Source organism: Brevundimonas sp. Marseille-Q4549 (assembly GCF_976940555.1).
In genome coordinates this window covers 1,296,941-1,321,001 of sequence record NZ_CDRHXG010000001.1, presented here as the reverse complement: position 1 = coordinate 1,321,001, position 24,061 = coordinate 1,296,941, and the positions used below count along the sequence as shown (strand labels likewise).

Here is a 24,061-nt window from a genome sequence, read left to right as displayed (position 1 = left end):
AAAACTCACAAACCGGGCCGCAATGCCGTCTCTTACCGGCTTGCGCGCGTTCGAGGCGATGGCGCGGACGGGCGGCGCGACCCGGGCGGCGCAGGAGTTGAACGTGACCCACGGCGCCGTCAGCCGACAGGTCAAGGCGCTGGAAGCGGCGATGGGCGTGCGGCTGTTCGAGGGACCGCGGCACAGGCTGCAACTGACGCCGGCCGGCCGCGACCTGCTGTCCGGTCTGACGCCGGCGTTCGACGCCTTGGACGTCGCCGTGCGACAGGTGCGCGGCCGAACCCAGATTCATCTGGCCATCCATCCCAGCCTGGCGGTCAAATGGCTGATCCCGCGCCTGTCCGACCTGAATTCGACCTTGCCGGGGATGGATCTGGAACTGGCGGATCTGGCGCCTCAGGCGATGAAGCAGCGCGGCGCCGATCTGGTCGTCCGTATCCTGACGCAGGAGGCGGCCGAAGCGGCCAAAGCGGAGGTCCTGGCCGAAAACTGGATCGGCCTGGTCCACGCCCCGTCGCTGACCCTGGCGGACGACACACCCCGCCTGGCCGCCACGACCCATCCGCAGGGTTGGCGTGACTGGGCGACGGCGTCAGGCCGACCGGCAGGCGACGGTCCGGTGCGGCGACTGGAGCATCTGCACTTCGTCGTCGATGCGGCCGTGGCGGCTCTGGGCGTCGCGGTCCTGCCCTGGATCGTCGTGGCCGACGACGTCAAGGCGGGTCGCCTGACGGCCCCGTTCGGGTTCGTGCGCGACGGCGGCGTGGTGGCGGCCCTCCGGCAGAGCGGCGAGCCCACGATGCGCGAGCGACGCCTGATCCGCTGGCTGAAGGCGCAGACGCCGCCGGCGCCCTAGACCCTACTTCTGGCCCGCCGGACGCATGGCCTGGCTGGCGGGGACGCCGGCCTGGACGGGGCGTTTGGCGCCGGCGGTTTCGCCAGGCTTCATGAACTTGACCAGCACACGCTGACCGATCAACAGGGGCGCGTCGCCCGCCGAGGCGACGACTTCCACCACCCGCTCGTCGGTGCGTTGCGACGGATCGTCGGAGGCCAGTTTGCGGGCGCCGAAAACGGCGGCGCGGCGGAGGACCGAACCGATATAGACCTTGGTGGAGTCGCCCTCGGGGCTGATCTCGACGGCCTGGCCGTCGCGCAGGTTGGGCAGGTCGCTTTCCACCACCTCGGCGCGGACGATACGCGGCGCGTCCGGCTCCAGGTCGAACATGTTGGAGACGTTCAGGGTCGATGCGCCAGCGCCGGGATTGGCGTAGCGGCGCACGATCCGGCCGTTGGTCGGGGCGCGGATGACCGTCAGTTCCTGATTGTAGCGAGCCTGGTCCAGTTGGGCGCGCGCAGTCTGGACCGCCGCAATCTGGGAGCCCAGGCGGGCTTGAGCGGTGGCGACGGCGTCCTGGGCCTGGTCCATGCGTTGGGCGGCGACGAAATTGGTGGCGACCAGCTTCTGCAGGCGCTCCTGCTCGCGCTGGGCGGTGCGGATATCGACGCGGATCTGGGCCAGTTGGCTTTCGGCCTGGCTGACGGCGGCGGCGGCGGCCTGGACCGCCAGACGCGCTTCATCGTCTTCCTGACGGGCCAGGATCTGACCGGCCGTGACCTGGTCGCCCTCCTGCACCAGAACCTCGCGGACGATCCCGCCGCGACGCGCCGCGATCTGGATGATGCCGCCCTCGACATCCACCTTGCCGTTGGCGATGGCGGCGTAGGGGCTTTCGACCTTGGTTGCGGCCGCCTTCTCCTGCTCTGCCTTCCTGGTCTTGGCGGCGGATTGGAACAGCATGAAGCCGACCGCCAGCACGATGACCAGCAACAGGCCGATCCAGGTGCGTTTTTTCTTCAGGAAGCCGGGCATGGAGGTGTCGTCCTAAGGGATGTCGTCGTGGTGTTCAGTGGGCCGCCAGGATGGCGTTGGGATCGGGAATACGGCGCTGGTCGTCCAGAATCCGGCCGTCCTCGATATGGATGACCCGGTCGGCCCAGGCCTCCAGGCGGGGATCGTGGGTGACGCAGATGACGGCGGCGCCGTGTTCGGTGGCGGCGCGGCGAAGCAGCTTGATGACCACCTGGCCGTTCTCGCCATCCAGGGCGGAGGTCGGTTCGTCGGCGAACAGGATCTTGGGATCCTTGGCCAGGGCGCGGGCGATGGCGACGCGCTGCTTTTCACCGCCCGACAAAGCCGCCGGCCGCTGGTGCAGACGGTGGCCCAGGCCGACCTCTTCAAGGGCGATGGTGGCGCGCTTCTTGGCCTGGCCCGCCGTCAGGCCCTGGAACTTCAGCACCGTCTCGACCTGTTGCAGGGCGGTCAGAGCGGGAAACAGGTTGAAGCCCTGAAAGATGAAGCCGCAGTTATCCAGCCGGAACTTGTCGATCCGGCCCGAAGACAATTTCCACAGGTCGTCGACATCCAGCACGTCCACCCGGCCCTCTTCAGGCTTCAGCAGGCCGGACAGAGCGGCGATCAGTGTGGATTTGCCCGAGCCGGAGGGCCCCATGACCATGGTCAGGTCGCCGTGGCGCGCATCGAAATCGACACCTTTCAGCACCTCCACCCAGGCCTTGCCGGACTTGAACCGCTTGACCAGGCTCTTGGCCTCTATGGCGAAGTCGCCGTGCTTCCCGTGAACCTTGGTATGGCCAAAAGACGTGTCGGTCATCGCAGCAGGTCCGCCGGTTGGCTGTTCTTGAGGATGCCAAGCGACAGCAGGCCGGACACCATGGCGATGGCGATAAGGCCGATGCCCACGATGATCAGCAGCGACAGCGGCAGGGCGATGATCACCGCCCCCATCATCGCCAGCAGCGACACCAGCCAGGTCAGGACGATGGCCGCGATGACGCCGACGACGCCGACCCAGAAGCTGAGTTCGACCACGATCCGACGCAGGGACCCCATGCTGACGCCCAGAGCGCGCAACGAGGCGAACTCCTTGATATTGGCCATGATGGCGCCGCGCAGGGTCTGCCAGGTGATGGCCACGCCGATGATGATCCCCAGAACGACACAGCCGCCGATGATGATGACCAGAATGCCTTCCTCGAACATGGCGCCCGCGTTGGCGTCGGCCAGTTCCTGCTTGGTCCAGGCTTTCCACTGACCATTGCCCATGGCGTTCAACTGAGCCACCACGACCGGCGCCCTGGCCGGATCGCGCAGCTTGATCATCAGCGGTCCGACGCGCGGGCCGGTGTCGGCCTGGCCCAACATCCGCAGGGTGTCGCGCGACATGACCACGCCCGGCTGCATCATGTTGGGATAGCCCCGCGTCACGCCGACCACGGTGACGGTCTGGCCGTTGTACAGGGCCTTGTCGCCCAGTTTTACGCCCAGGGTCGTCAGGGCCGTCTCGTCCACGGCGACCGTATAAGGTTGGCGCAGGGCGTCGACCAGTTCCTGCGAATAGTCGGTCGGGATCGTCACCGAACCCGGCCGGGTGTCGATGATGCTGGCCTGGACGAACTTCTGACGCGGCGCGCCCTTTGAGGCGTTTTCGGCCTGACTCTTGGTCGGATCGACATTCTTGATGTTCTGGAAAGTGCCGCCCGCACCGTCCAGCGGCATGACCTCGACCACCTCCGGGTGGTTGTAGGCCAGCGGAATGAACCGGCGCGGCACGCCCGAAGGGCCGCCGATCAGGCTCTTGGCGCCGGGCTGCATGATGAAGATGTCGGCGTTCGATCGTTCGATGGTCGCGGTGAAGCCCTTGCCGATGCCGATGAAAACGCCGGTCATCGCCAGGACCAGAAGACCCGAGAGGGCCAGGGCCATGACCGCCGCCATATAGCGGCGCCACTCGAACAGCAATGTTGATAGCGCAAGCGACATCGTCGTCGATAAACCCCCGATACTCGCGCCTATCTGACCGTGCACCCTCTCGCCGCCAAGTTAAATCGGGGTAAGGCTAGTGAGCCGCAGTCATTGCGGGTTCGAAAGCAGGGGATTAAGGCCGATGGAGCCTCTTGGCGCCGGCCCTTCGTCGGCGTTAGTTACAAAATAACAGATGGGACAGGCCGTCCCACGCTCCGGGAAACACGCCGTCATGTCCTTGCCTTCGCTTCGTCTCACCGCCTCGCTTGCCGCGCTCGGCGCCGCCACCGCCGTCCTGTCCGCGCCTGCGACCTCCGCGCGCGCGGACGAAGGCATGTGGACCTTCGACAACTTCCCTATCGCCACGGTGAACGAGAAATACGGCACGAACATCGACCAGGCGTGGCTGGATCGGGTTCGCAACGCCGCCGTCCGCCTGCAGGGCTGCTCGGCCTCGCTGGTGTCGGGCGAAGGGCTGGTGCTGACGAACCACCACTGCGTCGTTTCGTGCGTGCAGGACCTGTCCACGGCCCAGAACGACTACGTCAAGAACGGCTGGATGCCCGGATCGCGCGAGGAAGAGAAGAAGTGCCCCGGCCAGACGGCCGAAATCCTGACCGACATCGTCGACGTCACCGACCGCGTCACGGGCGCCGGCGCCGGTCTTGAAGGCGCCGCCTTCGTCCAGGCCCGCGCCGCCGAGATCGACAAGATCCAGAAGGAGACCTGCGGCGACGACCAGAAGCTGACCTGCCAGGTCATCAGCTTCTATCGCGGCGGCCAGTACAAGCTGTACAAGTTCCGCAAATACGACGACGTGCGCCTGGTCTTCGCGCCCGAGTTCCAGGCGGCCTTCTTCGGCGGCGACCCGGACAATTTCAACTTCCCGCGCTACGCCCTGGATGCCGGTTTCCTGCGCATCTACGAGGACGGCAAGCCGGTCGCGACGCCGAACCACCTGACCTGGAACCCGAACGCGCCCAAGGAAGGCGACGTGACCTTCGTGGCCGGCAACCCCGGCTCGACCCAGCGTCTGCTGACGATGGCCCAGCTCGAAGTCCTGCGCGACCAGCAACTGCCGATCACCCTGATCCAGTCGTCCGAACTGCGCGGCCGCCTGCTGGAGTATTCCACCACCGGCGAAGAGGCCAAGCGCGTCACCGTCGATCCGCTGTTCGGCCTGGAGAACAGCTTCAAGGTCTATTACGGCCAGGAAGGCGCCCTGACCGACCCCGCCTTCATGGCCACCAAGCGCCGCGAGGAGCAGGAACTGCGTCAGCGCGTCGCCGCCGACCCGGCCCTGGCCCAGCGCATCGGCGATCCGTGGGCCGATCTGGAGCGCGTCTCGACCGCCCAGCGCGACCTCTATCTGCCCTACCGCCAGCTTGAAGCCGCCGCCGGCCAGCGTTCGCAGCTGTACAGCTACGCCAAGTCCATCGTGCGCGCCTCCAAGGAACGGGCCAAGCCGGTCGCCGAACGTCGCGCCGGCTATTCCGACGCCGACATCGCCGCCCTGGGCCGTCGTCTGGCGACCGAGACGCCGATCTCGACCGACCTGGAAAAGGTCTTCCTGGACTTCTGGCTGTCCAAAACGCGCGAATATCTGACGGTCGACAATGCGAACGTGAAGGCGCTGCTGGGCAAGGAAAGCCCCGAACAGATCGCCGAGCGTCTGGTCGACGGCACGCGCCTGGCCGATCCGGCGTTCCGCGCCCAGGCCCTGGCCATGACGCCGGAACAGCTGGCCGCCTCGGGCGATCCGCTGATCCAGTTCGTCCTAGCCAATGACGATGCGGCCCAGGCCGTGCGCACCCAGTGGGAATCGGCCGTGTCCGGCCCGACCAGCCGCGCCGGCGAAAAGATCGCTCAGGCCCGGTTCGCGGTTTACGGCACCAACCTGTACCCCGATGCGACCTTCTCCTTGCGCCTGTCCTATGGCCAGGTGAAGGGCTGGACCTATCGCGGCGTGACGGTGGAGCCCTTCACCCACATCGGCGGCCTGTACGAGCGCAACACCGGCGCCGAGCCGTTCAATGCGGCGACCGACTGGCTGGCGGCCGAGAACAAGGTGGACAAGGCGACCGTCTATGACTTCGTCTCGACCAACGACATCATCGGCGGCAACTCCGGCTCGCCCGTGATCAACGCCAAGGGTGAAGTGATCGGCGCCGCCTTCGACGGCAACATCCACTCGCTGGGCGGCAGCTTCGGTTACGATCCCGAGCTGAACCGCACGGTGACGGTCTCGACCGCCGCCATCACCGAGGCCCTGCGCAATGTCTACAACCAGCCGCGCCTGCTGCGCGAATTGGGCGTGCGTCGCTGATCCAAAGTCCTTCTTCCCTCCGGGGGAGAAGGCGGCTCGCGCGAGCCAGATGGATGAGGGGGCTGGTTGACCCAGGCCCCCTTTTTCCGTTCTGAATGCGGACAGAGCCCCCTCATCCGAGCCCTTTGAGCCCACCTTCTCCCCCGAGGGGAGAAGGATCAGGAGTTTTCCATGCGCCCTCTTCTCCTCGCCTCCGCCGCCGTTCTCACTTTCGCCGCCACTTCGGCGCGCGCCGAGGAAGGCATGTGGACCTATGACAACTTCCCCATCGCCCGCGCCAACCAGACGCTGGGGACCAATATCGATCAGGCGTTTCTGGATCGGGTGCGGCTGTCGTCGGTGAAGTTCGGCGGCTGTTCGGCGGGCGTGGTGTCGGGCCAGGGGCTGGTGATGACCAACAATCACTGCGTCGCCACCTGCGTCGCCAACCTGTCAACGCCGCAACAACAGTATGGCGAGACCGGCTTTACGCCCAAGAGCCGCGAGGAAGAGCTGAAATGCCCCGGCGCCACGGCCGAAATCCTGACCGACATCTCCGACGTCACCGAGCGGATGCACAAGGCGGGCGAAGGGTTGGACGGCCAGGCCTTCACCCAGGCGCGCGAGGCCGAGGCGGGGCGCATCGAGACCGAGGCCTGCGGTAACGATCCCAAGATCCGCTGCCAGGTCGTCAGCCTGTATCGCGGCGGGCAGTTCAAGCTCTATAAGTTCCGCAAATACTCGGATGTGCGTCTGGCCTGGGCGCCCGAGGATCGGGCCGCGACCTTCGGCGGCGATCTGGACAACTTCTCCTTCCCGCGCTTCGCCATCGATGCGGCCTTCATCCGCCTGTACGAGGACGGCAAGCCGGTCGAGACGCAGACCCATTTCGTCTGGAACGCCGACAAGCCGACCGAGGGCGAGGCCGTGTTCGTCTCAGGCAATCCCGGCGCGACCCAGCGCCTGCTGACGATGGATCAGCTGGCCACCATCCGCGACGTGGTCCTGCCGCTGGACCAACTTATTGCTTCTGAGTTGCGCGGGCGTCTGATCCGCTATGCCGAGGAAGGCGAGGATCAGGCCTTCATCGCCATGGACCCCATCGTGGGCGTGGAGAACACCTACAAGCGCGGTCTGGGCCGGATGCGCGCCCTGACCGACGCCGGTTTCATGCAGACCAAGGCGGCGGCCGAGGCCGACTTCATGCAGCGCTACGCCGCCGCCGACGCCAGCGGTCCGAACCCCTGGGAGGCGCTGAAGGCCGTCCAGCCGCTGGCCCGCGAACTCTATGCCCCGACCGCCCTGCTGGAAGGCGGCACGGGCCTGGGCACCACATCGGTCGCGGGCGGATCGCAGCTGTTCCAATGGGCCAAGGCCATCGTGCGCGGCGCGCAGGAGCGGGCCAAGCCGTCGGATCAGCGTCTGGCCGAGTTCGCCGACAGCCGCCTGCCCGGCGTCGAATCCGGCCTGTTCGCCGAAAGGCCCACCTATCCCGAGCTGGAGCAGATCCGGCTGGAATGGTGGCTGTCCAAGACGCGGGAATGGCTGACGGTGGACAGCCCCCATGTCCGCACCCTGCTGGGCAAGGAAAGCCCCGAGGAACTGTCGGCCCGCGTCGTCGCCGGCACCAGACTGGCCGATCCGGCCGTGCGTCGCGCCCTGTGGACCGGCGGCCTGGCGGCGGTTCAGGCGTCGGACGATCCGATGATCCAGTATGTCCTGTCGATCGACGCCGACGCTCGCGCCGTCCGCACGGAATGGGAGAACAAGGTCAAGGCCCCGACCGACCGCGCGTCGGAACAGCTGGCGGCGGCCCGCTTCGCCGCCTATGGCGACGCCGTCTATCCCGACGCCACCGGCACCCTGCGTCTGACCTATGGCAAGGTCGAAGGCTCCGACGTTCCGGGCCAGCGATTTTCTGCCTTCACAACCTTCGCCGGCCTTTGGGACCGCGCAACCGGCGCCGAGCCGTTCAAGGTCGCGCCCAAGCTGATGGCCGCCAAGGACCGGATCGATCCGAACGCGGTGATGGACATGGCCGTCTCGACCGACACCATCGGCGGTTCGTCCGGCTCGCCCGCGGTCAACGCCCGGGGCGAGATCATCGGGGCCAACTTCGATTCCACTGTCCTGACCCAGCGCAACGCCTATGGCTACGATCGCAACACCAACCGCAGCGTGATCGTCACCACCCAGGCCGTCACCGTGGCCCTGCGCGACGTCTATGGCATGGATCATCTGCTGACGGAGCTGGGCGTCGCGCCAGTCAGGACGCGTTGAGCGAGGTCGTCTTTCGGGCGGCGACGTCGAACGACATCGCCGCCCTGCATCCCCTGATCGAACGGGCCTATCGCGGCGAGACGGCCAGGGCCGGCTGGACGCATGAGGCGGACATGCTGTTCGATGATCGCACCAGCGCGGCGGAACTGTCGGCCCTGATCGCCGATCCGGCGCGGGTCATCCTGCTGACCCATCGCGACGGCGCGTTGATCGGCTGCGTCCAGGTCGCGCGCGCCGGCGACGGCCTGGCCTATCTCGGCATGCTGACGGTCGAGCCGACCCTGCAGGCGTCCGGTCTGGGGCGTCGCCTGCTGGCCGCCGCAGAGGCCGAGGCCGTCGGCCGTTTCGGCGCGCGGCGCATGGAGATGACCGTCATCCATCGCCGCGAAGAACTGATCGCCTGGTATCGGCGACGCGGCTATGCGCCCAAGGGCGAGACCCGCCCCTTCCCCGTCGATCCGCCCCGGCCGGAGCTGGAGTTCGTGGTGCTGGAAAAAGCGCTCTAGCCGCCCCTTGCAAAACGGACGCGGCTGTCCATTTAAGCGCCTCATCATGTCGCGCCCCGTCCCCAAGCCTGTCCGCAAGGACGCCGTTCAGAACCGCGCCGCCCTGTTGCAGGCGGCGCGCGTCGTGCTGTCGGAACAGGGGCTGGACGCACCGCTGGACCTGATCGCGGAAAAGGCCGGGGTGGGGCGCGGCACGCTTTATCGCCATTTCGCCGACCGCACCGAACTGGCCCTGGCGGTGCTGGAGGCCGATGTCGCGGACCTGGGGCGGCGCACGGCGGAACAGGGCGACGATCCGGCGGTCTTCTTCTGGTTTCTGGACCGGCTGTCCGAGGACATGATCCGCAATGCGGGTCTGGCCGGGCTGGTGCGGAACGTGCGGTCGCCGGACGCGCTTACACCCCTGCGGCAGAGCTTGATGGAGGCGGGCGCCGCACCGCTGGCGCGGGCCCAGGCCGCCGGTCTGGTGCGGGAGGATCTGCGGCCGATGGACATTCGTCTGATCGCCACCCTGCTGGGCGCCGGTTTTCAGGGCGCCGACGCGGCCGAGCGCGAGGCCGTGTCCCTGCGCACCCGCGCGCTGGTGCTTGATGGGCTGAGGCCGCGCTGATGGCCCGCAACAACTGGCACCTGCCCTGGGAACAGTATGTCGAGACGCTGAAGCCGCACGAGCGGCCGATGATGCCCGGCTCGCCCGCCACGCCCGACCATTCCTGGCCGATGCGGATTCAATACGCCCTGACCGGCCTGCTGGTCGCCATGGTCGGATCGCTGGGCAACGCCGCCGTCACCGCCAACATCCAGAACCTGCAAGGCTCGCTGGGCATCACCATCACCGAGGCCGCGTGGCTGCCGGTCGTCTTCGTCATGACCAACGCCTGCATGAACCTGATCCTCGTCAAGTTCCGGATGCAGTACGGCCTGCGCCTGTTCACCCAGATTTTCCTGGGCGCCTTCGTGCTGGTCTGCGCGGCCCACCTGTTCGTCGACAACTATCAGTCGACGCTGCTGGTGCGCGCCATCGCCGGCATGGCCAGCGCGGGCCTGACCAGCCTGGGCTTCCTCTATCTGATCCAGGCCTTTCCGGCGGCGCACCGGCTGAAGGGGCTGATCATCGGCATCGGCCTGGCCAGTTTCGCCGTGCCGATCTCGCGCCTGGTCATGCCTGGCCTGCTCCAGCTGGGCGATTGGCGCGCCTTCTATCTGTTCGAGCTGGGCCTGTGCCTGGTCGCCTGGGGCGCGGTGCAGGTGGTCAAGCTGCCGCCGTCCGAGCGGCTGCGGGTGTTCGACCGTCTGGACTTCCTGACCTTCGCCCTGTTCGCGCCGGGCGTGGCCCTGCTGTGCGCGGCCCTGGGTCTGGGGCGGATCGTCTGGTGGACGCAGGCCGCCTGGATCGGCTGGGCCCTGATCGGGTCCGTCATCCTGCTGACCGCCGCCTTCCTGGTCGAGCACAATCGCAAGAACCCGCTGATCAACACCCGCTGGCTGACCGGACCGGACTTGCTGCGGCTGTTCGGGGCGATCCTGCTGATCCGCATGGTGCTGTCGGAACAGACCTCCGGGGCCGTGGGCTTCCTGACCGTCGTGGGTCTGGGACCGGATCAGCTTCACGGCCTGTTCGTCGTCATCCTGCTGTCGATGATCGCCGGGACACTGGTCAGCGCCTTCACCCTGAACATGGAGAAGCTGAACAAGCCGATCGCCATCGCCCTGGCGCTGATCGCGGTCGGCGCCTGGATCGACAGCCATTCGACCGTCCTGACGCGCCCGGCCCAGCTGTATTTCAGCCAGGCCCTGATCGCCTTCGCCTCGGCCATGTTCATCGGTCCAGCTTTGATGATCGGCATCGTCAAGGTGCTGACCCAGGGCAAGCAGAATCTGATCAGCTTCATCGTCATGTTCAGCGTGCTTCAGAACGTCGGCGGTCTGGCGGGATCGGCCCTGACCGGGACGCTCCAGATCATCCGCGAGAAATACCATTCCAACCAGCTGGCGGCCGGGATTTCGGCGCTGGATCCGCAGGTGGCCCTGCGCCTGCGCCAACTGTCCGGCGCCTACGCCTCGACCATCAAGGACCCTGCGATCCTGAACGCCGAAGGCGTGGCCCTCTTGTCTCGCCAGGTGACGCAGCAGGCCAATGTTCTGGCCTACAACGACGTCTTCCTGGCCATCGCCGTCATCGCCGCCCTGGGCAGCGCCTGGGTGACGATCACGCACCTGAGACCGCGGTGGAAGGCCCGCCGCGACGCCAGGACCAATACCGGCGACGCCGCAGCTCACGCCGCCGCAGCGCCGCCGACTGAACCGAGACCCGCCATGACCGACGCCACCCCGCCCGCCCCCGCTCCGCAAGCCCCCGCCGCGCCGCCCGCTGCGCCTGCGCCTGCGCCTGCGCCCAAGAAGAACGTGCTGTGGACGGTGATCGCCGCCGCCGTCGCCCTGTTCGGGGTCTTGCTTGTTCTTTACGCCTGGCAACTGCCGCCCTTCACCGGCGCGGTCCAGCGCACGGACAACGCCTATGTGCGCGGCCAGGTGACGCTGATCAGCCCGCAGGTCAGCGGCTATGTCACCGCCGTCCCGGTCCAGGACTATCAGACCGTTGAGCAGGGCCAGTTGCTGGCCCAGGTCGACGACCGTATCTATCGCCAGCGCGTGGACCAGGCCGAGGCGACCCTGCACGCCGCCGAGGCGGCCCTGGCCAATTCGACCCAGACCCAGGCCTCGGCGCGCGGATCGGTGGCTCAGCAGACCGCCGCCATCGCCGCCGCCCAGGCCACCCTGACCCGCGCCCAGGCCGATGCTCAGCGGGCCCGCACCCTGAAGGCCGGCGGATGGGTGTCCCAGTCCAACGTGGACATCGCCGAGGCCGCCCTGCGCAGCGCCCAGGCCCAGGTCGCCCAGGCCCGCGCCCAGCAGGGCATCGCCCAGACCGGGGTCACGACCGCCGTCGTCGGCCGCGACGCCCTGGCCGCCCAGGTCGAGAACGCCCGCGCAGCCGTGCGTCTGGCCCAGATCGACCTGGCCAATACCCGCATCGTCGCCCCCCGCGCCGGCCGTCTGGGCGAGGTCGGGGTGCGCCAGGGCCAGTATGTCACCGCCGGCACCCAGCTGATGGGTCTGGTGCCCGACGTGGTCTGGGTGACCGCCAATATGAAAGAGACCCAGATGCGCGACATCCGCGTGGGACAGCCGGTGGAGATCACTGTCGACGCCCTGGGCGGCCAGGCCCTGCGCGGTCGGGTCGAGCGCATCTCCCCGGCCGCAGGATCCGAGTTCAGCGTCATCCGTCCCGACAACGCCACGGGCAACTTCACCAAGGTCGCCCAGCGCATTCCGGTCCGCATCCGCATCGATCCCGGCCAGCCGGCGGTCGAACGACTGGCGCCCGGCATGTCTGTGGTGGCCAAGGTGAATACCGCGGGCTAGGCGCTGTTTTCGGAACGCCCTGGCCGCCATAACGCTACCTCTCCCGTCGAAGGGAGAGCGTCATGGATCGCGAACAAACCAGGGGGCGTGAGAAGAACGGGGCCGATCCGGCCGGAAAGCCCGATGTCCTGACCTCCGACGAGGCGGTCAGGAAGGTCGGCCTGGCCGCGCGTCAGAGCGCCGGTCCAGATGGGCCGGACGCGACCGAAATCGGCGACACCTTCAAGAAGAAGCCCTGAGCCTCACCCTCTGCGCGGCGACAGGCTGGCGGCCAGCAGATGGACGTCGTGCGCGCGCATCCGCTCGAAATTGCCCAGCCCCAGCGTCAGGGCGCGCAGGATTTCGGCCTGGCGCGTGTGTCCGGGATGGGCCGGCAGGGTCGGTTCGACCCTGGCCAGTTCCGCGTCCATCTCCGCAACCATATGGGCGAGTGCTCCGTCGTTCATCAGTTCCTCCATCGCGCCGCCGACCGCCGAAACGGTTAGAGCACGACAAGAACAAATACGGAACACGATGATCCGATCAGATTGTGGATGATCGCCAAAAAGAAGGGCCGGCGCGATACCTCGCACGGCCCTTCGGTTCAGTCATCAAGTCCCGATCAGCTGTCGGCCTGCCAGCCGCCGGCCAGGGCGCGGAACAGGGCGATCTGATAGGTCGTGACCAGGGCGTCCGACTGGGCCAGGGCGGCCTCGGCGCCGGCCAGGGTCCGTTCGGCGGTCAGGACCTGCAGGAAGCTGTCGGCTCCGGCGTTGAAGCGCAGGCGCGACAGTTCGCTGGCCCGCGCCGCCTGATCCCGCGCCTCGGTCAGAGCCGCGCGACGGTCCAGTTCGTTGGCGTAGTTGCTCAGCGCCGTCTCGGTTTCCTGAAGCGCGGTCAGAACCGTCTGGTCGAACGTCGCCAGGGCCGCATCGGACCGGGCGCCGGCCGCCTTGATCTGGGCGCGGGCCGCCAGGACGTTGGGGAAGGACCAGCTGATCAAAGGACCGAAGCTGAAGCGGAAATTCCGATCTTCGCCCAGGTCCCCGGATTTCAGCGCCGTCGATCCGAACGATCCGCCCAGGCTGATCTGCGGAAACAGATTGGCGGTCGCCACATTCACGCGCGCCGCGGCGGCGGCCAGTTCGGCCTCGGCCTGACGCACGTCGGGACGACGGGCCAGGAGGGCCGCGCCGTCGCCGACCGGGATCGGCTGGCTCAGCTGGGGCGCACGCACGCAGGCGGCGGCCGTCTGGTCGGCCTCGGCCGGGGTGCGGCCGGTCAGGGTGGCCAGGCGGAACAGAGCCTCGTTCCTGGCGGCGCGCAGGGTCGGCAGGGTCGCCGCCGTCTGGGCCAGGGAAGCGCGGGCCCCGGCCACGTCCAGCCCCGTCCCAGCCCCGCCCTCCAGCAAGGTCTGGGTCAGGTCGGCGGTGCGGCGCTGCAGCTCCAGCGTCCGTTCGGCCACCGCGATCTGGGCGTTGGCGGAACAGACGTCGGCATAGGCGCGGGTCGTCTCGGCCGCCACCGTCACCTGAACCGTCGCCAGGGCCGCCTCGGCGGCGCGGGCGTCGGAGCGGGCGGCGCGAATGGTCGATTCCACCCGGCCGAACAGATCGACCTCATAGGCCGCCTGGACGCCGACGTCATAGGTGTCGACCTCGGGCGCCTTGTCCCCGGCGGGCAGGCCCGGGACCGTGGCGGCCGAGGCGCGGCTGCGCTGGGCCTGGGCGCTGGTCGTGGTGCTGGGGAAACGACCGACACGCGCTTCGGACAGAGAGGCCCGCACCGCGCGCAGATTGGCGAAAGCGGCTTCCAGCTGGTTGTTCTCGGCGAAGGCCTGGCGGATCAGTCCATCCAGCGTCGGATCGTCGTACAGCCGCCACCAGTCGTCCCGCGCCGGGGCGGTCGAGACGGCGGGCGTCGCCGCCCCGACGAAGCCGCCGGTTCCGGTCGTCGGCAGGTCGGCGACCGGCGCCTTGGGCCCGACCGCGCAGGCGGCCAGAAGGGCGCCGGCGGCCGCCACGGTCGAGAGGCTGAGGGTCTTGTTGCGGGTCATCGGATATCCCCTCCCCGGCCGGTCGCGGGCGCAGGCGCGTTCGGATCGGTCAGGTCGCTGGTTTCATCGTAACGCTCGATCGCCGGCCGACCTTGATCGGGCGTTGGCTTGTGTCCCTGCGGCAGTTTGGAGGACAGCCAGCGGCAGACCACATAGAAGACCGGTGTGAAGATCAGACCGAAGAAGGTCACGCCCAGCATTCCCGAGAAGACGGACGTGCCCAGCGATTGCCGCATCTCGGCCCCCGGCCCCGTCGCCAGCATCAAGGGCACGACGCCCAGGATGAAGGCGAAGGAGGTCATCAGGATCGGGCGCAGACGGGTGCGGGCGGCGGCGACCGCCGCGTCGAACCGGTTCATGCCTTCTTCCTCGGCCTGTTTGGCGAACTCCACGATCAGGATGGCGTTCTTGGCCGCCAGGGCGATCAGGACCACCAGGCCGATCTGGACCAGGATGTTGTTGTCCAGGCCACGCAGATTAACCCCGACGATGGCCGCCAGCAGACACATCGGCACGATCAGGATGACGGCCAGCGGCAGGGTGAAGGCTTCATACTGAGCCGCCAGCACCAGGAAGACGAACACCACCGCCATCAGGAAGATCAGGGTGGCGCCCGAACCGGCCGCCTTCTGCTGATAGGCCAGTTCCGTCCATTCATAGCTGAAGCCCTGCGGCAGGGTCTGGGCCGCCATCGCCTCCATGGTCTTCAACGCCTGGCCCGAAGATACGCCCGCCGCCGCATTGCCCTGCAGTTCGGCCGCCGGGAACAGGTTGTAGCGGACGATCCGCGACGGACCGGAATCGTCGACCAGATTGGCCACCGAGCCGATGGGCACCATGGCCCCCGAGGCCGAGCGGGTCTTCAGATTGGCGATGTCGGCGATGTCGTCGCGGTACTGGGGCTCAGCCTGGGCCGTCACCCGGAAGGTGCGGCCCAGCATGTTGAAGTCGTTGACATAGGCCGACCCCAGATAGACGCCCATGGTGTTGAAGACGTCGGCCGGCTGGACGCCCATCATCAGCGCCTTGTCGCGGTCGACGTCGGCGGTGATGCGGGGCGACCCGGTGTTGTAGGTCGAGAAGACCTGGTCCACCTCGGTCGGCTTCTGGGCGGCGGCGCCCATCATGGCGAAGGTCGCCCCCTCAAGCGCGCGATAGCCCGCGCCCGAGGTGTCCTGGATCATCATTTTGAAGCCGTTGCCGTTGCCCAGGCCCTGGACCGCCGGCGGGGCGATGACGAATATCTGCGCGTCCTCGATCTGGCCCGTGGCCTGGGTGATGGCCCCGGCCAGGGCGGCCGCCGCCTGTTCGCGCGTCCGGTCCTGGAACGGATCCAGGCGAACAAAGATGGTGGCGGCGTTGGAGCCGAACGAGAAGCTGGCGCCGTCCAGGCCCGCGAAGGCCACGGTGCCGTTGACGCCCTTGGTGCCCTGGATGATCTCGCGGGCGCGGGTCATCACCGCCTCCGTCCGATCCAGCGAAGCGCCGGCCGGCAGTTGGATGACGCCGATCAGGAAGCCCTGATCCTGTTCCGGGATAAAGCCCGAAGGCGTGTCCACCAGGCGCCAGGCGGTCAGGCCCAAGAGTCCGACGTAGATGATCAGCACCAGGCCGACAGTGCGCACCAGGCGCGCCGTCAGACGACCGTACCGATCCGACAGCCAGTCGAAACCTTCGTTGAACTTCCGCCCGGCCCAACCGCTGTAATAGACGACCGTGCCTAGAAGGCCCGGCTTGCGCGCATGGTCCGCGTGTTCCTTGTGCGGCTTCAGCAGCAGGGCCGCCATGGCCGGCGACAGCGTCAACGACACGAACAACGAAATAACCGAAGCCGAAGCGATGACCACGGCGAACTGGCGATAGAAGATGCCCGGAATGCCAGGCACGAACATGGTCGGCACGAACACCGAGATCAGCACCAGGCCGATGGCGATCAGGGCGCCCGAGACCTCCTGCATCGAGCGATAGGCCGCCTCCTTTGGCGTCAGCCCCTCGCGGATGGCCCGTTCCACGTTCTCGACCACCACGATGGCGTCATCGACCACGATGCCGACGGCAAGAACCAGGGCGAACAGCGACAGGGAGTTGATCGAATAGCCTAGGGCCAGCTGCACCGCAAAGGTGCCGACCAGAGCCACGGGAATGGCGACGATGGGAATGATGGCCGCGCGCCAGGTCTGCAGGAAGACCATGATGACGATGACGACCAGGATGACCGCCTCGACCAGGGTGTGCTGAACCGATTCCACGGATGCGGCGACGAATTCGGTCGGATTGTAGGGAACCGAAATCGCCATGCCGGGGGGCAGTTGGGCCTTGATGGCGTCGACCTCCTTCAGGACGCGCTCGGCGGTGCCCAGGGCGTTGGCGCCCGGCTGTTGAATGATGGCAACGCCGACGCCGCGCTTGCCGTCGAAGAAGCCGCGAATGCCATAGTCCTGGGCGCCCAGTTCGATCCGCGCCACGTCGCGCAGATAGGTGACGCGGCCCTGGGCGTCCGTCTTCAGCACCACATTGTAGAACTGGTCCGGATCGGTCAGGCGGCCTTGAACCTGCACCGGCAGTTGGAAGGCGGCGGCGTTGGTCGGGAACGGCGGCTGGCCGATGGAGCCGGCGGCGGCCTGGACGTTCTGGGCGCGCAGGGCGGCGACGATGTCGGGTCCGGTCAGGTCGCGCTCGGCCGCCTTGGCCGGGTCGATCCACACCCGCATCGAATAGTTGCCGCCGCCGAACACCTGGGCCGCGCCCACGCCCTCGACGCGCAGCAGACGGTCGCGCAGCGTGGAGTTGGCGTAGTTGCCGACATAGTCGTTATCCAGCGATCCGTCGGGCGAGGTCAGCCCCAGGATCATCAGAAAGCCGCTCTCGGCCTTGTTGACCACGACACCCGTCTGACGCACCGCCTCGGGCAGGCGCGGCTCGGCCAGGGCGACCCGGTTCTGGACCAGCACCTGGGCGGCGTCCAGGTCCGTTCCGGGTTGGAAGGTCACGGTGATGGCCACCGCCCCGTCCGAGGTGGACGAGGAGGTGATGTAGAGCATTTTCTCGACGCCGTTCACCTCCTGCTCGATGGGGGCGGCGACGGTCTCGGCCAGGGTCTCGGCCGAGGCGCCGGGATAGGCGGCGTTGATGGTGATCGTCGGCGGCGCGATCTCGGGATACTGCGACAGGGGCAGCAGCGGATAGGCGGCGATGCCGATGATGGAGATCACCACCGCGATCACGGCCGCGAAGATCGGCCGGTCGATGAAGAAGCGGGAGATGTTCATGGCTTAGTCGCCGGCTGACAGGCTGTTGGCGAAGGAGGCGCTGGAGGCGGGGGCCGCCTGGGTGACAGGGGCGTCCGAAGCCTGCCCCGCGACGGGGGTGATGCGGCCGTTCTGCGCCTTGACCTTCACGCCCGGCTGAGCCGTGCGCTGCAGGCCGGCGATGATGATGCGATCGGTCGGGGCCAGGCCCGACTTGATCACGCGCAAGCCCTGGACGATCGGACCCAGCACGACGGGCTTGGTCGTGACCGAGCCGTCGGCGGCGACCACCGAGACGATGCGGCGCGCCTGATCGGTGCCGATGGCCGAATCCGGCACCAGCAGGGCGTCATAGGCCCCCGCGCCGGCGACCTGGGCGCGGCCGAACATGCCGGGACGCAGGAAGCCGTCGCCGTTCGGCACGATGGCCCGCAGACGGATCACGCCGGACGCGGTGTTCACGGCGTTGTCCGAGAAGTCCAGACGGCCGGTATGGAGGTAGCTGCTCTCGTCCTGGAGACGGATGCGGACCGGCGCGCCCTGGCTGGCGCCGCCGTCGCGCAGATATTTCAACAACACCGCCTCGGAACCGTCGAACACGAAATGGATCGGCCCGCCCGAGATGATGGTGGTCAGGATGTCGCCCGCCGACGAACCGCCGGCGATGACATTGCCCGGATCGACGCGACGATCGGACACGCGACCCGAAACCGGCGCGGTGACGCGCGTATAGTCCAGGTTCAGGCGCGCCGTGCGAACGGCGGCGTTGGCGGCCGCCAGATTGGCCTGGGCCGCATCGACGGCGGCCTTGTTGGCGTCATACTCGGCCTTGGACACCGCCTGGGACGCCAGCAGCGTCTCGCTGCGGGCCAGGTTGGCGCGCGCCAGGGTCAGTTGCGACTGCATCTGCGCGACCTGGGCCTGGGCCTGGGCCAGCGCGGCTTGGGCCGGGCGCGGGTCCAGGGTGAACAGCAGCTGGCCTTTTTGAACCATCTGACCGTCGCGGAAATGCACGGCCTGAATATAGCCGCCAACCCGCGCCCGCACGTCCACGCTCTCGACCGCTTCGAACCGGCCGGTGAACTCGTCCCAATCGACGACCTTCTGTTGCAGAGGGGTGGCGACCGTCACCGGCGGAGCGCCGGGGGCCTGCTGCTCCGCCTTGGGGGAACATCCAAAAAGCGCGCCCGTCGCAAAGACGGACACGGCGGCGATCTTCAGCCCGCGCATCTGCGCAATCTCCCTGTCGGAGGTTGAATCCCTGTCGTGCGGACATACGCCGCTGGGGAGTCGGCCATGTCAACGCATGGTGACTTATCCTTGGGGCGGCGACGCTTGTCAACAGACGATGACAAAGCCATATGGAGTTACGGTTATTCCTGACCACCTTGCCATTCGGAGTGTTCGCCGCCTTGTTGTGCCCCGGTCCCCGCCCGAGAAACGCCGCCGCCACGTGCACGGCCATTCTCGACGCCGCGCGCGAACGGTTCGCCGCCGAGAGCTACGACGACGTCGGCATGCGCGACATCGCCCGAGACGTCGGCGTCGATGCGGCCCTGATCAGCCGCTACTTCGGCTCCAAGGATGATCTGTTCCTCGCCGCGCTGGACAGCTGCGGCGACGGCAGCGCCCTGATGCAGGGTGAAAAGGCCGACTTTGGCCGGCGCATGGCGCACGAGATCGTCTTCGAACCCAAGAAGGCCGAAAAGCTGAAGGGCATGTCGATCATGCTGCGCTCCATCGGCTCGGCCAAGGCGTCGGAGATGGTTCAGAACAACTGCACCCAGCGATTCTTCGGACCGCTGGAGGACTGGCTCGGCGGACCGGACGCCACCGTGCGCGCGCGCCTCCTGGCCGGCTTCATCATGGGCATGTCGGTCAGCCGCGAACTGGGCGGCGGCAGCTTCAACATCGAACCCGCTCAATGCGAAGAGATGCGCGACCGCCTGGCGCCCATTCTCCAGTCCCTGATCGACGGCTGACCCAGCGGAATTGAAAAGGGCGCGGAGATCGCTCTCCGCGCCCTTTGTCTTGTCTGGCGACCGGCTCAGTGCGAGGCGGTCGAGGTCACTTCGGTCCGCGCCTTGGTGCGGATGCAGCCGATGGCGAACAGCGTCAGGCCGACGTAGCCCAGCATGGGCACGACAAAAGCGGGCTGCAGCTTGCCCGCCGCATCGGCGATGTGCGCCGCCGCCTGGGGCAGAAGCGCGCCGCCGATGATGCCGAACACCAGAAGGCCGGAGGTGGCCGAGGTCGGCGCCGTGGACCGCTCCAGCGTCAGGGTGAAGATGGTCGGGAACATGATGGAGTTGAACAGGCCGATCGACAGCACCGCATAGGCCGCCGTCGGTCCACCGATCTGACTGACGATCAGGCACAGGAACGCCGCCGCCACGGTGCAGCAGACCAGAACGACGGCCGGACGCACCTTGGTCATCACCGCCGAACCGATGAAGCGGCCGACCATGGCGCCGCCCCAGTACAGGGCGACCATCTTGCCCGCCGTCTCGATGGGGGCGTTCAGGACATCGGGGCTCTCCAGGAAGTTCGTCAGCATGCCGCCGATGGCGACTTCCGATCCGACGTAGAGGAAGATGGCCAGGGCGCCGAACACGGCCCACGGCGACGACAGCGCCTTCAGCGGCGAGACCGCGTTATGGAACTCTGGCGCCGCCGCATTGATCTTCTTGCGCGCGGTGAAGATGAAGACGGCGATCAAGGCGAAGAAGGCGCCCATGCCCAGGAAGGCCATGTCGATGCTGCGCAGCGACTGGGTGCGCGTTGCGGCGGTCACCACGGCGCCGGCGGCGAAGACGCCCCCCGTCAGCAGAACGTGTGATCCGAGATAAGGTCCGACCGTGGTGCCCAGGGAGTTGAAGGCCTGCGAGAGGTTCAGGCGGCTGGAGGCGCCCTTGGGGCTGCCCAGTTCGGCGACCAGAGGGTTGGCGGCGACCTGCAGCAGGGTGACGCCCGAGGCGATAACGAACAGGGCGATCAGCACGCCGGGATACCAGTCGGCGGCGGTCGCGGCCGGCACGATCAGACAGCCCGCGACCATCACGATCAGGGCGCCGATGATGGAGCGGCTGTAGCCCAGCTTGCTGAGGACCGAGGCGGCCGGCAGCGACATCAGCCCATAGGCGATGAACCAGGCGAAGGTCGTCAGAAACGCCTCGGCGTTGTTCAGGGCGAACACCCGCTTCACCGCCGCGATCAGCGGATCGATCAGCGAGGTGGCGAAGCCCCAGGCGAAGAACAGCGTGGTGACATAGGCGAAGGCCAGGCCCGCGCCCTGGCGTTTTCCGGCGTCCGGAACGGTCATTGGATAGGATCCCCCAGTAGAACTAAGACGGCCGCGCTGGTTCGCACGGTTCTCCTCGCTTGCTGAGTTCCGACATCGGACGCCGGGCGTCCAGAGGAAAAGCGGATGCTGTAACGAAACTTGCCCGCCTGCCCGCCCTTCCCGGTCAAGAAAAAGGGCCGCCTCGCGAACGAAACGGCCCAAGGTGCTCAGAAGAGAGGGGGAAATCAGAACTTGTAGTTCAGCCCGACCGCGAAGGTGCGGCCATAGTGCTGATAGTCGATGGTCTGGCGCTCATCGCCGTTCTGGAAGGTCTTGAACGGCTCGTCGGTCAGGTTGTTGACCTGGGCCAGAACGGACAGGCCTTCCAGCGGACCGCCCTGGAACTCGTAACCAACCTGGGCATCGACGACGGTTTCCGCCGCGACCGAGCGCAGGTTGCGGCCGTTGCCGAAGCCGGCGACCTCGCCCAGGTAGTCCGAGCGATAACGGGCAGAGACCCGAGCCTGCAGGCCGAAACGCTCATAATAGAGCGAACCGTTGATCACGTCTTCCGACAGACCCGGCAGGGCCGTGGGCGCCTGGTTCGGATCGGGCTGGACCTTGCTTTCCGTCATCGAGGCGCTGAACTGCGCACCGAAGCCTTCCAGGGCCGGATGAAGGATTTCGAACGGCGCCGAGACCGAGAATTCGATACCCCGGATCCAGCCGCCCTCGCCGTTGTCAGGCGCCGACGACTTGCCCTGGTTGATCACAGGCGTCAGGCCGCCGGTCGGATAGCCCGTGAAGTCGAAGACCTGGTCGTGATTGTAAACATAGGTTTCCAGGTTCTTGTAGAACGCGGCCAGCGAGACATAGCCCTTGCGGTTGGCGAAGTATTTCTCAAGCGAGATATCCGCCACGTCAGCGATATAGGGCATCAAGGTCGGATTGCCGCCCGAGGCGCTCCAGGGCGAGTTCACATCGGCCTGGGCGCCGGCGACGTTCTTGCCGTTATCGAACGAATAGTTGCGCGAGGCGCGCATGTCGTCCATGCGGGCGCGCGCCAGGGTGCGGGCCGCTGCAAAGCGCACGAAGGTGTCGTCGGCCACCTGCAGGATGAAGTTCGAACTCGGCAGGATTTCCAGATAGTCCTTGCCGCCCTCCACCGCGATCGTCTGCGAAACACCCAGGCCGGCCTGACGCGCCGAGAAGCCGGTCGAATGCTGGTCAGTATAGACGAACTGCATGCCGACGTTGCCGGTCAGCGGCAGGCCGAACAGGTTATGATCGATGTTGGCGCGGACGTAAGCGGTCGAGACCTTTTCCGTCACTTCCCAATTGCCGGAAATGACATCGGCGTTCGGGTTGCGGATGCGGTTCAGGGCGCCGCTGTTCAGAACGCCCAGAGCATCGTAGCTCAGCACCTGAGAGATGCCGAGATAGCCCAGGTCGGTCGGATTCAGCAGGAACTGGCTGGGCACCGTCAGGTCGCCGCCGCCAGGGACGCCCAAATAATACTGATCGTTGACGAACGTCTTCTGGCGTTCCGAATAGTTGAAGCCGAAGTCGATCGACTTGAACGGGCTCTGGTGCAGCTGACGCGTGACGCTGAAACGCGCCGCCTTCAACTCGTCCTCGACGGAGGGGGTGTTCAGATAGCCGGCCTGCCCCTCGGGGATCACGTCGCCGCCCCAGCCTTGCGGACTGGTGATCTTGATCAAGGTCGGATCGGCGTAGTTCAGGCGGCTGGTGAACTGCGTCACGCCGTCGCCGGTCAGCTGGAAGCCCAGGGTGTCGAGCGCGCCGTTGATGTTGCGCCCCGTGCCGGCGTTGGTTTCAAGGATGATGTCGTTCCGCTCGACCTTCGAATAGCTGAGGTCCAGGTTCGCCGACCAGTCGTCGCTGAGCGTGAACTCGGTGTTCCAGCCCAAGGCCGTGATCGTGCTGTCGCGCTTGTTCAGGTCGTTGCGGACCACGCCCTTGATGTTGTCCCAGGTGCCGGCGACGATCAGGCCGTTCTCGACCGTATAGCCCGGACGCAGGGACGGACCCGGACGGCAAACGTTGGGGGTCGCCACGTTGTTGGTGATCTGGCACCCGCCCAGGACGGTGTCGCTACGGTTCGGGCTTTCGGCCAGACCGCCCCAGGCCAGCGGGAATTCGATGCCGCGCAGGACCTGGGTGTTCTTGAACTTGGAATAGAAGGCGTCGAACGTGGAGTGGATGCGGTCGTTCGGCCGCCATTCCAGCACGCCCATATAGCCGTCGCGCTCCAGCTCCGACGACATGACGTAGGGCTTGACGCCGCCCGTCAGCAGATTGCCGTCCGAATAGTTGGGATAGCCCCAGGCGTTGAACCGCTCGGACTGATAGGGCGAGTTCATGTGGGCGTAGCCCAGGGCCACGCCCAGGGTGCCGTCCAGGAACTGATCGACGTAGGAGACGGTGTAGCGGTCGCCGCTGTCGGACGTGCCCGAGTTCAGCGCGCCCAGTTCGTTCCATTCGTGGCGATAGTTCAGGGCCAGCGCCTGGCGGCCATAGGCCAGCGGCCGCACGGTGCGCAGATCGACGGTGCCGCCCAGGCCCTGGCCGATCAGAGCCGAGTCGGGGGTCTTGTAGACGACGACGCTGGACAACAGTTCGGCGGGAAACTGATCGAACTCGACACCGCGGTTGTCGCCGGTCGTCACCATCTCCCGGCCGTTCAGCAGGGCGGTGGTGAAGTCCGGGCCAAGGCCCCGGATCGAGATCGCCTGGCTGCGGCCGTCCAGGCGCTGCATCGTCACGCCGGGCAGGCGCGCCAGGGATTCGGCGATGGACACGTCCGGCAGCTTGCCGATGTCCTCGGACGAAATGACTTCGACGATCGAGGTGTTGTTGGCCTTGGCCGATATCGACGCTTCGATCGAGCGGCGGATGCCGGTGACGACGATCTCGCCGACCTCGGTCGGCTGATCGTTCGACTGCGCGGTCTGGGCCGGCGCGGTCTGGGCGTGCGCCGATCCGACAACCATGAAGGCGGCCGCGCCGAAGGCGGCTCCGGACAGCAGGCGCGCGCGCCGGTTGAGACGTTGAAACATGATCATCCTCCCTGGGGCTGACCGCGTTTCTGAGTGTCGCAGTCTGAAGCCGTCGCAAAAATATGCAAACCT

At 67.1% G+C, this 24,061-nt stretch carries 17 protein-coding genes; 8 read left to right on the top strand and 9 right to left on the bottom strand.

Translation table 11 applies throughout. The features are described from left to right. The first annotated feature begins 22 nt into the window (after positions 1 to 22). A complete protein-coding gene (locus ACWPV3_RS06535; protein WP_453977293.1) occupies positions 23 to 856 on the top strand; it encodes a LysR family transcriptional regulator in 834 nt (277 codons plus the stop codon). A 3-nt stretch (positions 857 to 859) separates the two neighbouring features. Here ACWPV3_RS06535 and ACWPV3_RS06530 read toward each other — a convergent pair whose 3' ends face one another. From ACWPV3_RS06530 to ACWPV3_RS06520, 3 genes are read right to left on the bottom strand one after another with little or no spacing between them, the layout of a single operon-like run. Then, positions 860 to 1,873 (bottom strand): HlyD family secretion protein, encoded by a 1,014-nt coding sequence (locus tag ACWPV3_RS06530; protein ID WP_453977292.1) that lies wholly within the window; start codon positions 1,871 to 1,873, stop codon positions 860 to 862. Positions 1,874 to 1,907: 34 nt separating this feature from the next. Next, a complete protein-coding gene (locus tag ACWPV3_RS06525; protein WP_453977291.1) occupies positions 1,908 to 2,675 on the bottom strand; it encodes an ABC transporter ATP-binding protein in 768 nt (255 codons plus the stop codon). Beyond that, on the bottom strand, positions 2,672 to 3,844 hold the full coding sequence (locus tag ACWPV3_RS06520) for an ABC transporter permease (protein ID WP_313454587.1): 1,173 nt from the start codon (positions 3,842 to 3,844) through the stop codon (positions 2,672 to 2,674). The genes ACWPV3_RS06525 and ACWPV3_RS06520 overlap by 4 nt, the downstream gene beginning before the upstream one ends. 214 nt (positions 3,845 to 4,058) lie before the next feature. On the opposite strand from ACWPV3_RS06520, the gene ACWPV3_RS06515 reads away from it, so the two are divergent. The 6 genes from ACWPV3_RS06515 to ACWPV3_RS06490 all read left to right on the top strand — a co-directional run bounded on the left by ACWPV3_RS06515 (position 4,059) and on the right by ACWPV3_RS06490 (position 12,582). Beyond that, positions 4,059 to 6,152, top strand: a complete 2,094-nt coding sequence (locus tag ACWPV3_RS06515) for a S46 family peptidase (protein WP_453977290.1) — start codon at positions 4,059 to 4,061, stop codon at positions 6,150 to 6,152. A 171-nt stretch (positions 6,153 to 6,323) separates the two neighbouring features. Beyond that, the gene (locus ACWPV3_RS06510) at positions 6,324 to 8,411 is read left to right on the top strand and encodes a S46 family peptidase (RefSeq protein WP_453977289.1); all 2,088 of its coding nucleotides are present in this window, start codon (positions 6,324 to 6,326) and stop codon (positions 8,409 to 8,411) included. Continuing rightward, complete coding sequence (locus tag ACWPV3_RS06505) at positions 8,408 to 8,917, top strand: GNAT family N-acetyltransferase (RefSeq protein ID WP_453977288.1); 510 nt, start codon at positions 8,408 to 8,410, stop codon at positions 8,915 to 8,917. The genes ACWPV3_RS06510 and ACWPV3_RS06505 overlap by 4 nt, the downstream gene beginning before the upstream one ends. Before the next feature lie 46 nt (positions 8,918 to 8,963). Continuing rightward, positions 8,964 to 9,527, top strand: coding sequence for a TetR/AcrR family transcriptional regulator (locus tag ACWPV3_RS06500; RefSeq protein ID WP_453977287.1), 564 nt, complete (start codon positions 8,964 to 8,966; stop codon positions 9,525 to 9,527). Next, on the top strand, positions 9,527 to 12,343 hold the full coding sequence (locus ACWPV3_RS06495) for an HlyD family efflux transporter periplasmic adaptor subunit (protein WP_453977286.1): 2,817 nt from the start codon (positions 9,527 to 9,529) through the stop codon (positions 12,341 to 12,343). Before ACWPV3_RS06500 ends, ACWPV3_RS06495 begins: the two co-directional genes overlap by 1 nt. 62 nt (positions 12,344 to 12,405) lie before the next feature. Next, positions 12,406 to 12,582 (top strand): hypothetical protein, encoded by a 177-nt coding sequence (locus ACWPV3_RS06490; RefSeq protein ID WP_453977285.1) that lies wholly within the window; start codon positions 12,406 to 12,408, stop codon positions 12,580 to 12,582. Positions 12,583 to 12,585: 3 nt separating this feature from the next. Here the strand turns inward: ACWPV3_RS06490 and ACWPV3_RS06485 are convergent, their stop codons facing one another. From ACWPV3_RS06485 to ACWPV3_RS06470, 4 genes are all read right to left on the bottom strand, one after another. Continuing rightward, positions 12,586 to 12,789 carry a hypothetical protein gene (locus tag ACWPV3_RS06485; protein ID WP_292086323.1) on the bottom strand — a complete coding sequence of 68 codons (204 nt, stop codon included), beginning with the start codon at positions 12,787 to 12,789 and terminating at the stop codon, positions 12,586 to 12,588. Between the two features lie 155 nt (positions 12,790 to 12,944). Then, on the bottom strand, positions 12,945 to 14,378 hold the full coding sequence (locus tag ACWPV3_RS06480) for a TolC family protein (RefSeq protein WP_453977284.1): 1,434 nt from the start codon (positions 14,376 to 14,378) through the stop codon (positions 12,945 to 12,947). Beyond that, entirely contained in the window at positions 14,375 to 17,647 is a 3,273-nt protein-coding gene (locus ACWPV3_RS06475; protein WP_453977283.1) for an efflux RND transporter permease subunit, read from the bottom strand. Before ACWPV3_RS06475 ends, ACWPV3_RS06480 begins: the two co-directional genes overlap by 4 nt. Positions 17,648 to 17,650: 3 nt before the next feature. Next, positions 17,651 to 18,856 (bottom strand): efflux RND transporter periplasmic adaptor subunit, encoded by a 1,206-nt coding sequence (locus tag ACWPV3_RS06470; RefSeq protein WP_453977282.1) that lies wholly within the window; start codon positions 18,854 to 18,856, stop codon positions 17,651 to 17,653. Between the two features lie 131 nt (positions 18,857 to 18,987). On the opposite strand from ACWPV3_RS06470, the gene ACWPV3_RS06465 reads away from it, so the two are divergent. After that, positions 18,988 to 19,608: a TetR family transcriptional regulator gene (locus tag ACWPV3_RS06465; protein ID WP_453977281.1), complete on the top strand. Its 621-nt coding sequence runs from the start codon at positions 18,988 to 18,990 to the stop codon at positions 19,606 to 19,608. Between the two features lie 65 nt (positions 19,609 to 19,673). Here the strand turns inward: ACWPV3_RS06465 and ACWPV3_RS06460 are convergent, their stop codons facing one another. Together ACWPV3_RS06460 and ACWPV3_RS06455 are read right to left on the bottom strand one after the other, a co-directional pair. Next, complete coding sequence (locus ACWPV3_RS06460) at positions 19,674 to 20,948, bottom strand: sugar MFS transporter (protein WP_453977280.1); 1,275 nt, start codon at positions 20,946 to 20,948, stop codon at positions 19,674 to 19,676. Positions 20,949 to 21,154: 206 nt separating this feature from the next. Beyond that, positions 21,155 to 23,989, bottom strand: coding sequence for a TonB-dependent receptor (locus tag ACWPV3_RS06455; protein WP_453977279.1), 2,835 nt, complete (start codon positions 23,987 to 23,989; stop codon positions 21,155 to 21,157). Positions 23,990 to 24,061: the final 72 nt, after the last annotated feature.